Origin of the sequence: Tepidimicrobium xylanilyticum, from assembly GCF_900106765.1 — a bacterium.
Lineage (GTDB): Bacteria > Bacillota > Clostridia > Tissierellales > Tepidimicrobiaceae > Tepidimicrobium > Tepidimicrobium xylanilyticum.
Genome location: NZ_FNNG01000007.1, coordinates 1 through 11,887, shown reverse-complemented (window position 1 = coordinate 11,887; position 11,887 = coordinate 1). Strand labels below are relative to the sequence as shown.

General features: G+C 32.4%; 13 protein-coding genes. 10 read left to right on the top strand and 3 right to left on the bottom strand.

Going from position 1 to position 11,887, the window contains the following annotated elements; genetic code table 11:
- Positions 1 to 5: 5 nt before the first annotated feature.
- From BLV68_RS08470 to rodA, 3 genes are all read right to left on the bottom strand, one after another.
- Complete coding sequence (locus BLV68_RS08470; RefSeq protein ID WP_234949865.1) at positions 6 to 584, bottom strand: HAAS signaling domain-containing protein; 579 nt, start codon at positions 582 to 584, stop codon at positions 6 to 8.
- Positions 568 to 888 (bottom strand): PadR family transcriptional regulator, encoded by a 321-nt coding sequence (locus BLV68_RS08465; RefSeq protein ID WP_093752825.1) that lies wholly within the window; start codon positions 886 to 888, stop codon positions 568 to 570. Before BLV68_RS08465 ends, BLV68_RS08470 begins: the two co-directional genes overlap by 17 nt.
- Positions 889 to 980: 92 nt before the next feature.
- Positions 981 to 2,087 (bottom strand): rod shape-determining protein RodA, encoded by a 1,107-nt coding sequence (gene rodA, locus BLV68_RS08460; protein WP_093752823.1) that lies wholly within the window; start codon positions 2,085 to 2,087, stop codon positions 981 to 983.
- A 266-nt stretch (positions 2,088 to 2,353) separates the two neighbouring features.
- On the opposite strand from rodA, the gene BLV68_RS08455 reads away from it, so the two are divergent.
- The 10 genes from BLV68_RS08455 to BLV68_RS08410 all read left to right on the top strand — a co-directional run.
- Positions 2,354 to 2,980 carry an SOS response-associated peptidase gene (locus BLV68_RS08455; RefSeq protein ID WP_159428653.1) on the top strand — a complete coding sequence of 209 codons (627 nt, stop codon included), beginning with the start codon at positions 2,354 to 2,356 and terminating at the stop codon, positions 2,978 to 2,980.
- 31 nt (positions 2,981 to 3,011) lie between these two features.
- Positions 3,012 to 3,521 carry a hypothetical protein gene (locus BLV68_RS08450; RefSeq protein WP_093752819.1) on the top strand — a complete coding sequence of 170 codons (510 nt, stop codon included), beginning with the start codon at positions 3,012 to 3,014 and terminating at the stop codon, positions 3,519 to 3,521.
- A gap of 37 nt (positions 3,522 to 3,558) precedes the next feature.
- Positions 3,559 to 4,386, top strand: coding sequence for a deoxyribonuclease IV (locus tag BLV68_RS08445; RefSeq protein WP_093752817.1), 828 nt, complete (start codon positions 3,559 to 3,561; stop codon positions 4,384 to 4,386).
- Positions 4,387 to 4,416: 30 nt separating this feature from the next.
- Positions 4,417 to 5,367, top strand: coding sequence for a mevalonate kinase (gene mvk / locus BLV68_RS08440; RefSeq protein ID WP_093752815.1), 951 nt, complete (start codon positions 4,417 to 4,419; stop codon positions 5,365 to 5,367).
- A complete protein-coding gene (gene mvaD, locus BLV68_RS08435; RefSeq protein WP_093752813.1) occupies positions 5,357 to 6,328 on the top strand; it encodes a diphosphomevalonate decarboxylase in 972 nt (323 codons plus the stop codon). Before mvk ends, mvaD begins: the two co-directional genes overlap by 11 nt.
- Positions 6,329 to 6,341: 13 nt before the next feature.
- A complete protein-coding gene (locus BLV68_RS08430) occupies positions 6,342 to 7,412 on the top strand; it encodes a phosphomevalonate kinase (protein WP_093752811.1) in 1,071 nt (356 codons plus the stop codon).
- An 81-nt stretch (positions 7,413 to 7,493) separates the two neighbouring features.
- Positions 7,494 to 8,540, top strand: a complete 1,047-nt coding sequence (locus tag BLV68_RS08425; RefSeq protein ID WP_093752809.1) for a hypothetical protein — start codon at positions 7,494 to 7,496, stop codon at positions 8,538 to 8,540.
- A gap of 186 nt (positions 8,541 to 8,726) precedes the next feature.
- Entirely contained in the window at positions 8,727 to 9,662 is a 936-nt protein-coding gene (locus BLV68_RS08420; protein WP_093752807.1) for a hypothetical protein, read from the top strand.
- Positions 9,663 to 9,844: 182 nt separating this feature from the next.
- Positions 9,845 to 11,506 (top strand): putative manganese-dependent inorganic diphosphatase, encoded by a 1,662-nt coding sequence (locus BLV68_RS08415; RefSeq protein ID WP_093752805.1) that lies wholly within the window; start codon positions 9,845 to 9,847, stop codon positions 11,504 to 11,506.
- Between the two features lie 127 nt (positions 11,507 to 11,633).
- The coding region (locus BLV68_RS08410) for a transposase (RefSeq protein WP_200773569.1) at positions 11,634 to 11,887 on the top strand (254 nt) is incomplete at its 3' end.

Below are 11,887 nucleotides of genomic sequence, written 5' to 3'. Positions count from 1 at the left end.
ACCCCCTACTTATTGATAATATCTATATTCCATCTTAAATATTTAATAATTCCTTGATACAATAGTTTAGTTAAATAAAAGCATCCAATACCCATCAACAGACCTAATGCAATTAAACCAATTCCAAAGGATATAGCTGTTATAGGATAGAAGCCTATACTAATAGTATAAGGGAAGAAAGGTGCTACTATTGTACCAAAGAAGGAACCAATCCCTGCAACTATAAAGGATATCGAAACAGCATAGAGGCCAAATAACAGTCCTATGACTAATAAAAATGGACCTAAAACGATGATCAAGTTGAAAATGCCTAATGCCATGGCAGCTAATATAGCTTTAATCAAATTTTTAGGTGATGGATTGTTTTTCGCCTCTGAAATAGTAGAAGATACCTTGTAGGATTTTGCTATATTTCTAGGGTCACCTAATTCCCTTGCAATTTCTTCCTCCGATTTTCCTTTAGATAAGCCTATTTCAAAATGTTCTTCATAATCGTATAAAATATCCATAATTTCGTTTTCTGGCAGCCCCATCAATCCATTACGCAAGGTATTGATATATTCCGTCCTATTCAACAAAATCACCCCTTATAATGTTATTAACTCCAATTGTGAATTCTTCCCATTCTTTTAATAGTTCTTCATAAGCTGATAATCCTTCCTCTGTAATTCTATAGTATTTTCTTGGAGGGCCTTCTTGAGATTCTTGTAGATAAGTTGTTACATATCCTTCTTTTCTAAATCGTCTTAAAAGGGGGTATATAGTTCCTTCAGATATATTAATATATTCTGATATGTATTCTACTAATTCGTAACCGTAAAACTCCCTTTTAGTTAACAAAGATAAAACGCATAGTTCCAATACTCCTTTTTTAAATTGAATATTCATAAGCATTCCCTTCCAAATATGATTAACTATATTATATATTATGCTACCTTTTAATACAAGGTACTATTCAATAAAAAAGCTGCAAGATGCAGCTAAAAATTCAGACCTTCTTTATGAACAGAAACGCTTAAGGCAATTCCAATACATATTAAGTTTATCAATTGGAAGGTTCCTCCATAACTTAAAAAGGGAAGGGGAATACCAGTTACTGGCATAAGTCCTATGGTCATTCCAATGTTTTCCCATATATGGAATAAAAACATGGCAGCAAAGCCAGTAATCAGAAGGGAACCAAAAGTGTCTTTACTATTTTTTGCAATTTTAATAAGCCTAAAGAGGAGTATGAAATATAAAAGTATTATGGCTAGTCCTCCTATTAAACCTAATTCCTCACAAACTACAGCAAAAATGAAATCAGTTTGTTTTTCAGGTAGATAATTATATTGGGTTTGGGTTCCTTGGAATAAGCCTCTTCCAAATACCTTTCCAGATCCAACTGCAATTCTTGATTGTAATGCTTGATAACCTGTTACAGAAGGGTCTCTTTCTGGCTCTAAGAAATTTAATATACGATCTCGCTGATAATCTTCAAGGGAGAACCATAGTATTGGAAGACTCAATACTCCAGCTAGTATTGCATAGCCAATGTACTTCCAATCTAAACCTGCTACAAAGAGCATTACCAATACGAAGAACACAAATACTATAGCAGTACCTAGATCAGGTTGCTTTGCAATTAACAAAATGGGTATTCCAGAAAACAACAGTATTTTAAATAGGGTAAAGGGCCTGTTTATTTCACTTTCGTTTTTCTCAATAAATTTAGCTAGAAAGATTATAATCCCTATTTTTGCAATTTCAGCAGGTTGAAAGGTAAAACCTCCAATGGATAACCAGGACCTTGCTCCCCATTGCTCATCTCCAGTCCCAAAAAAAATTACTGCTACTAATAACAATACTGAAACTATATAAATGGGAATATAAAATTTCCCTAAAAGCTGATAATCAAACAATAATAAAAATACTATGGCTAAAATGCCTAATATTGTAGAGATAAACTGCACCTTAACAAAACGATTGGTTTCAAATGTTAAGGTAGCAGATTTAATCATTACGATTCCAAATAGGCAAAGGATTATAACTGTTATAAATAGTATGAAATCGAAATTTTTGAATGCCTTTCTTTTCAGATTGAACATAAGCAAATACTCCTTCTGTTAGGGATAAAATGGTTTAATATAAATTAATCCATATTGGTTTAAAACTATATTTATAATAGCTTTTCTATAACTAGAATAAATTATATCATATTTTATATGGAAGCCATAGAAAAATTAAAACATTTAACACATCAATATAGGGTATAATGAATGAAAACGATATAATGGGAAATAGGATATATTGTAGTATAAATGGTATAAAGGTATTTTTGTTATTAATATTTTCGTTACAGGGAGGTTCATATATGTGTGGAAGGTTTTTATTAGATACGGATATTGAAGAGATTGCTAGAACCTATGGAGTATACAAAAGGGAGATTAAGGAATTTGATAGGGGAGATGTTTATCCCACTAAAGATGTGCCTATTCTTGTAGAAAATAATGATAGAACCATTATACTTGCAAACTGGGGTTTTCCATATATAAATAAAAAGGGAGTTGTAATAAATGCAAGAGCTGAAACTATCATGGAGAAACCCATGTTTAAAGATTCGTTTTATAATGGAAGATGTATTATTCCTGCTAATCTATTTTATGAATGGAAAGATGAAGGAGATAAGAAGAAGATAAGGCACAAGATCAGTTTGCAAAGCAATCCATTAATGTCTCTTGCAGGGATATATAAGATTACTATTGACGAAAATTCAAATGAAAGGCTAATGTTTGTTATAATAACTACTGAAGCTAATGAGAATATGAAATCTATTCATTCAAGGATGCCTCTTATAATAAAGGATGATATGGTAGGTGTTTGGCTAAAGAAAAATACCCCTACTGAAGAATTAAAAAAGATACTAAAAAGGAATATGGATGATAGCCTTATAATTGAAAGATGTGAAGATAGAGACTATCAGCAGCTAAGCATGTTCTAAGTTATTAAATCAATATTAAGGAGATGAGTAGATGAAAGATATAAGATTAAATAATATTATTTTTCCCATATGGCTTTTATTATTTTTTCCACCAGTTATATTCATAACTTTGATAGGAAACTATATAATCGATTCTTTAGTAATATTAGCTTGTTTTAAGATATTTAAATTGGCAGATTTTCATTATAGTATGACGTCCTTTTATAGAAAAAGTATAGTCAAAGTATGGATTTTTGGATTTTTGGCCGATTTTATTGGTGCTATAATATTATTTATATTGGGAATATTAGGTGATTCTTTTGGTTTATCCAATGAACTATTATCTGGAATAAATTATGACCCTTTCAGCAATATATGGGCTGTTATCATAATTCTATTTGCCATATTAATGTCGGGATTTTTTATATTCCTATTTAACTACAGGATTACTTTTAAAGAATTAATAGAAGATTTAAGTACTAGGTTTAAGCTTGCATTGACCATTGCGATTATTACCATGCCTTGGACCTTTTTATTGCCTACAAAGTGGTTTTATTATTGATTAGGGATTTGTGTGATGTCATAGAAAGGATGATTTAATGCTTATAGGTTGTCATTTAACTATTGCCAGAGGCTACAAGAAGGCTGCAGAATTGGCTTTAGATATAGGAGCTAATGTTTTTCAGTTTTTTAGTAGAAATCCAAGAGGCTCATCTAATAGGGAATTGGATTTAGAAGATGTTGAAGGGATGCGGGAAATATTAAGGAAACATGATTTTGGACCTTTGCTAGCCCATGCTCCATATATTATTAATTTGGCTTCCCATAAGGATAAAACCTATGGAATGGCTAAAAGGATACTTAAGGAAGACTATAAAAGGGCGAATGAAATTTCCATACCCTATTTTAATTTTCATCCTGGAAATCATGTTGGAATGGGTGTAGAGTATGGTATTCAGAGAATAATAGATGCTTTAAATGAGATAATAACCGGTAATGAAACAACTATGATACTATTGGAGACCATGTCAGGGAAAGGAACTGAAATAGGCCGAAATTTTCAGGAGTTAAAAGCTATAATCGGTGGGGTAAAATATGATGAATTGGTAGGGGTTTGTCTTGATACTTGTCATGTTTATTCAGCAGGCTATGATATTGTAGGGGATTTAGATGGGGTTTTAGAAGAATTTGACGAAATAGTTGGGTTAGAAAGGTTGAAGGCCATCCATTTAAACGACAGTATGATAGAATTTGATAGTAATAAAGATAGACATGCTAGGCTTGGGGAAGGAACCATAGGATTAGACGCCATTAAGAATATAATAAATCACCCTTTATTAAAGGACCTTCCTTTTTATCTAGAAACCCCTAATGAACTAGAGGGGTATAAAAAGGAGATAGAATTGTTGAAAGAGCTTAGGGATTAAAAACAATATTTAGTAAAGAGGGAGCATAGTATGGGAGATGAAATTAGCATAGGCATAGCTATTGGGAAAGTAATTTTAATAGGAGAACATGCAGTAGTTCATGGTCAGCCTGCATTGGCGATGCCTTTTCCCGCGACTAAGGTTAAAACTGCTATTTATAGAAAAGAAGGCTCTTTAACATTGGATTGCTTTTTCTATAATGGATTTTTTTCAGAAGTGCCAGATAGGCTACTAGGATTAACTACTATTATTAGGGACATTGTAAATAGTTTCGATGAAAAGTTAGAGGATTTTCGGATAAGAATTGAAAGCACCATTCCACCAGAAAGGGGAATGGGTTCTAGTGCTGCAGTTGCAGTGGCAACTATTCGTGCTTTATATGATTTTTTCCGTCAGCCCTTAACCAAAGAGGACTTGTTTAAATGGGCAAACATATCGGAAAAAATAGTCCATGGGAATCCAAGTGGTATTGATGCAGCAACTGTCATAGGGGAAGAACCCATTTATTATATTAAAGGGAAGTCTTTTATACCTTTTCCATTTAAATTAGATGCATATTTGATAGTGGCAGATACTGGCGAATTAGGCAAAACCCAAGCTGCTGTTAATGATGTAAGAAAATTAATAGATTTAAATCCCCAAAAAGGCAGATCATTGATTGAACAATTAGGTTTTTTAACTCGAAATGCAAAGGATGCCATTGAATCAAAGGATATTGTAAAACTTGGGCAAATTATGAGCAAGGCCCATTTAATATTAGATAAGCTAGGTGTAAGCAATGATAAGTTGAATCATTTAGTTTCTGTGGCAATGAGAAATGAAGCATTAGGTGCTAAATTAACTGGCGGTGGCAGAGGTGGATGTATGATTGCCCTAGCTGCTACTAAAGATGAAGCAATTAAATTATCAAATAAATTGATATTAAATGGGGCAGAAAATACTTGGATATCTAATATGGGAGTTGATGGCAATGAAGAGTAGGGGAAGGGCAAGAGCCTATGCCAATATTGCTTTGATTAAATACTGGGGAAAGAGAGACGAAAAATTGGTTCTACCAATGAATAGCAGTCTTTCCCTTACCATAGATTGTTTTTACACTGAAACGGAAGTAATTTTTAGGAAAGATGTGGATAGGGACTATTTCTATTTAAATGATAAGCTTCAAGGGAAAGATACCACAGAAAAAGTTAGCAAATTTTTGGATTTGTTTCGAAAGGCTGCTGGGTTAAATTTATCAGCAGTAGTGAAGAGCAGAAACTATGTGCCTACTGCAGCAGGGTTGGCTTCCTCCGCATCAGGCTTTGCTGCCTTGGCAGCAGCTGCAAATGTGGCAAGTGGATTAAATTTAGATAATAGGCAATTATCCATATATGCAAGGCAAGGCTCAGGTAGTGCAGCAAGGAGTATTTATGGAGGATTTGTAGAATGGAAGAAAGGTTCCTCCCATCAAGATTCCTATGCGGTGCCAATAGATGATGCTCAATGGGATATTGGAATAGTAATCGTTATGGTAAATAGCATGGAAAAGTTAATATCAAGCAGAGAAGGAATGAAGCGGACAGTTGATACTTCACCTTTCTATAAAGTTTGGGTGGAAAGTGCTGAAGAAGATTTAAAACATATTAAAATTGCAATCAGAAATAGAGATTTTAAAAAGACTGGCTTAATTGCTGAAAGAAATGGATTAAAAATGCATGCTATTATGTTAGGAGCTAACCCGCCATTTTGCTACTGGGAACCAGATAGTCTTAAGGTAATGCAGATAGTACGACAACTGAGAAGAGAAGGGATTTATTGCTATTTTACTCTGGATGCAGGACCTAATGTTAAAATACTATGTAGACTATCGGAAAGCCATAAAATTAAAGACAGGTTGATTCAGTTTTTTGACCCAGATCAAGTTATAATTGCTAAACCAGGACCTGGTATTACTATTCTATAAAGGAGATGTATGTATGATTAAAACTTTTGCGTCTGGCAAGTTATTCATAGCTGGTGATTATGCGGTACTAGAACCAGGATATCCTGCAATTTTAGTAGCTATTGATAAGGGTATTACAGTTTCATTAATAGGATCCCTAGATAAAGGGAGCATAATATCTAATAATGATAAGGTTTTTTGGAGTAGAGAAGATGGAGAAATTGTACTAACCAAAGATTGTAATAGATTATCCCATATACTTTCTGCCATTAAAATAGTTGAAAATTATGCAAAAGAGTTGGGTAAAGAATTAGTATATTATCATTTAAAGGTTGTTAGTCAGTTGGAAACTAAAGAAGGAATAAAATATGGATTAGGTTCTAGTGCAGCAGTTATAGTAGCTACGGTAAAAGCACTGTGTACTCACTATAAAATTAATGTATCTAATGAGGGATTATTTAAGTTATCTGCTTTAGCAAATTTGGCTATAAATCCAAAAGGGTCCTGTGGTGATATTGCTGCTAGCGTTTATGGAGGTTGGATTGCTTATACGTCCTTTGATAGGAATTGGGTAATAGAACAGGAAAAGGAGAATACAATTACCCAATTGTTAAATAAACCATGGCCAAATCTGTCAATAGAATATCTAACGCCTCCTAGAGAATTAAAATTGATCGTTGGATGGACAGGTAAGCCTGCAATTACATCGAATTTAGTAACTCAGGTAGATGATAGGAAAACTATTTACAATATATCCTATGAAAACTTTTTGTATGAGAGTAAAAGATGTGTGGATAAAATGATTGCTGCATTTAAAAAGAAAGACATTGATGAAATACAAAAGCAAATCAATATAAATCGAAAACTTCTAGTGGAATTAGGCAAGAATCTAGGCATAACTATAGAAACACCTCTATTAACTAAATTATGCCATATAGCATCAAAATTAAATGGCTACGCAAAGCCCTCTGGAGCAGGTGGAGGGGATTGTGGGATTGCAATTTTTAATGATGATAAGTATTTACCACAATTGATAGAGGAGTGGGAAAAGTCAGGAATAACTTATTTACCATTTAAAGTATATTATAAGGATAGTAAGTTTTAACTTTATGAAAAAATAGTTAATTCAAATTAGAAGTATTATATTTCATAAGTGTTTATTAATTAACGATGAAAGGAGAAATTAATGAATAGAACTTTAGAATTTATATTTAATAATGCTTGTCCATCAATAATATATAGAATCAAAAAAGAAATTTTAAATCATATAGATATAGATGAAGAGAAAAGTTTACAAGATCAAATTTTAAGGGATAAACTAGTCCAAGAGTTTATTGAGAAACAAAATGTAAATGGTTGGATAGATGAAGATTTTCATAGTGAAAAAGGAATTGAGACTGCGATAAGGGTATTATCAGAAAAAGGTATATTATCTGGACACCCTTCAATGGCAAGAATGTTAAATGAATTGGAAAAAAGACAGGATACATTTGATAAAGGGTGTCTATTTAAGGTAGGGAAAATATTAGATGAAAAGGGATTTGGAGGTTCAGAATTAATTAGGGCTACTGTATTTACTTATGCTGGCATAGAAAATAAAGAGTTTATTCAAAAACAGATAGAAAATTCACTGGATAAGTTTAGATTTGTTATTACTGTAAGCAAAATAGAAGATATTACAAAGCAGTATAAAGACAAGTTGATTTTTGTTGATGGAGTAAAATGGCCAAGTATATATGATTTAAGATTACTTGCTTTTACCAAGGGATGGAGAAATGAAAAAAATAAAAAGATGGTCACTACTTCAATACGACAATTAGTTAAGTTATCTCCTATTCCAGATATATATGTATTAAAGGGACATCAGCTGATTGCACCAGCTTCTTTCTGCATGCATGACTTTATCCCAAATATAAGCAATTTTAAGGATAGAGATTGGATGATGTGGTTTCATAGGTTAGAATTGTTATCTAGACTTAATGTAGTCAGACATATTAGTGAATTGAAAGAGCAAGTTGACTTTCTAGCAAAAATATTAGAAGAAAATGATGGGTTGTTTAATAAGAAACTAAGACATTATTACTTTACAAAATGGGGAACTTATATAGGTTTAGCATTAGAGAAAGACTGGAAATCTGAAAAAAGGCGTATATGTGATTTAACATTTAGAAGTCTATTGATATTATATTACTCAGAAATGTTTCAAAAAGAGTTTAACAAAAAATTATTTTGAAATTTGATATTTTTGCAATAAAGAATGAGAATATTCTTAAGAGGAAAAAGAACTAGAGAGTATTCTAATTTTTCTAATTCTTCTTTTGAGCATCCACTTTCATATGGGAATAAAGTCTAATATAATGGATTATAGTTTTCAGTCTTCATAAAATTGCAAATCCATTAACTGTTATGGAGGTTTATTATGAAAGAATTGAATGAAAGGTTACTAAATATTAAGTCTAATATGAGAGAGAAGGAAAGACTTCTTAAGATGCTTGAGAATGCTGAAAAACAAAAAAGGGTTTTAGAAGAGAAGAAAGCAAAATTGCTTGAACAATTGAGAAAAGAAGAACTGGATGTGGAAAAGCTTGAAAGAATATCCATTGCCAATTTTATTAATACCATTATTGGAAGGAAGTTTGAAAAATTAGAAAAAGAAAAAGAGGAAGCTTTAGCAGCAAAATTAAAAGTTGATGCAGTGAATGAAGAAATTATGGATTTGAATAAGGGTATTGCAACCATAAAAGAGAATATAAAAAGACTTGGTGATCTAGATAGTGAGTATAGGTTAATAATAGATGAAAAGAAGAAACTCATTAGAACTTTAGATATTGAAATAGGAAATAGATTAGATGAGATTATAGAAAAGGAATCTTATTACATAGACAAGAAGAAGGAAGTTGAAGAGGCCATTGGAGCTGGGAAGTCCTTATTGTATTCACTTAGACAGGTTGATGAAAGTTTACAATCTGCAAGTAACTGGGGGTTATGGGATGTATTAGCTGGAGGCATGATTGTAACCATGGCTAAACATTCTAAAATAGACCAAGCAAAATCGGAAATCTCAAGAGTTCAAACATTGCTTTCAAAATTTTATAGGGAATTAGAGGATGTAGATGGACATGTGAATATTGATATTGATATAGGTTCATTTTTAACCTTTGCAGACTATTTTTTCGATGGATTACTTGTCGATCTAACACTTCAATCTAGAATAAATGAGGCAAAGGAAAAGGTAAGTGATACCATTAGTAAAGTTAATGGCATAGTGAGAAGGTTAGAATCAGATTTAGGTGATATCATTAGGGTAATTGAAGATTTGGATAAGGAGAGGTTGAGAATTATTGAAAAAGCATAATGTTGTTCGTGAAGGTTTATATGAGGTATTAATAGAATATGATAAATACAAAAGTGGAGAATATGATGATAATTAAGTTGGGGAGTATCATTTAATAACCGAGACCCACTTTTTAATTTAATTATATGTATTGAACTAGTAAGGTAAAAACAATGTATTGACTACAGTAGTGGAGGGATTTTATGAAGGAAACGGTATACATAATAGGACATAAAAATCCGGATTCAGATTCCATTTGCTCTGCTATAGCCTATGCAGAATATAAAAATGGAAATGGAGATGTAAACGCAATTCCAGTGAGATTAGGTCCTGTTAATAGGGAAACCAAGTTCATTTTAGACTATTTTGGAGTAGAACCCCCGATGCTTTTAGAAACTGTGAAGCTTAGTGTTGAAGATTTAGACTTTGATAAAATTGCTCCAGTCAGTCCAGATATATCCTTAAGGATGGCATTGGAGATAATGAAGAAGAACAATTTAAATAGTCTTCCAGTTATAGAAGAAAATGAACAGCTATGTGGAATAGTTACCATTTCTGATATCATATCTTCCTATATTGATGTCTGGGACAATGGTATTTTAGGCAAATCGGGTACAACCATAGATAATATAATAGATACACTGTCAGCAGAAGCCATTGTAATTCCAAAGAATATGAAACCTTTACAGGGGAAAATTTTAGTTTTAGCCATGGAACCTAAAACCGTAGTAGAATACTTGGAAGAGAACGATGTAGTCATATGTGGTAATAGGAAGGATGTACAAAAAATAGCAATTGAGAACAATATTTCATTAATGATTGTAACTGGAAATGTGAAAATGGATGAAGATATTATAAACATTGCTGAAGAAAAGGGAGTTACCCTTATAACAACACCTCACGATACCTTTACAACCTCAAGATTGATAACCCAATCTATTCCTATTAGCCAAGTAATGACTAGGGAAAATCTGGTAACTTTTGCTCTTGACGATTTAGTAGACAACGTTAAGGAGAAAATGTCTCAGACTAGATACAGGTCCTACCCGGTTATTGATGATAATAATAACAATAGAGTAGTAGGTTTAATTTCTAGATACCATTTAATATCTAGCATGAAGAAGAAAGTAATACTAGTAGACCATAATGAAAGGAGTCAATCTGTAGATGGGCTTGAGGAATGTGAGATTTTAGAAATTATTGACCATCATAGGATAGCTGATGTATATACAGGTTACCCTATTTATTTCAGAAATGAACCAGTGGGAAGCACTTCAACAATAATAGCATCCATAATGTTTGAAAATGGAAGAAGGCCTTCGAAGAAAATAGCTGGAGTATTAGCAGCTGCTATAATATCTGATACTTTATTATTTAAATCTCCCACATCTACCAACACGGATAGGATCATGTTAGAAAGATTAGCCAGAATTGCAGATTTAAATGTAGAAGAATTTGCTATGGAAATGTTTAAGGCGGGAACTTCTTTAGTAGATAAAACACCGAAACAATTACTAAACCAAGATTTAAAAGTATTTAATATTAATGAAAGTAAGATAGGCATTGCTCAAGTATATACTATGGATTTAGAGAGTTTAAAGGGTTTAAAGCAAGAGCTAATATCAACTATGGAAGAAAGAAGGAATAGTCAAGGATATTCCACATTTATATTGATGTTAACAGACATATTCAACGAAGCGTCAGAAATGGTAGTAGTAGGAGAATATAAAGAGTTAATAGCCAATGCTTTTGGAAAAATCATTGTCAATAATTCATTTTATGCTCCGGGAGTGTTGTCTAGGAAGAAGCAAGTAGTGCCGCCAATAACTATGGCTATAACGAACAGGGAAGAAATGCAGATATAATAGTCCAACTGATAATTTTTATCAATGCACAATTAGGTAGTGTAAAATAATTTGTGCTTTTAGGAAATAAAATTCTCTTTTCTGGCAAGAATCTAAATAAGACCAAAACTAGAAAGGAGAATTTTTTATGGCAACTTTACCAAAGGAAGTTTTAAGAAATATGATAGTAGATGGAGATTTAAAAACAGTAAATGATCTCCACACATATCTTAAAGAAATGTTTAAAGATGCACTACAAGAGATGTTAGAGGCAGAATTAGAGGTAGAATTAGGATATGTAAAAGGAGATAAAAAGAACAAAAATACAGATAATCGTAGAAATGGTACTACGAAAAAGACTGTAAGCACTCGTTTTGGAGAAATTGAGTTAGATATACCAAG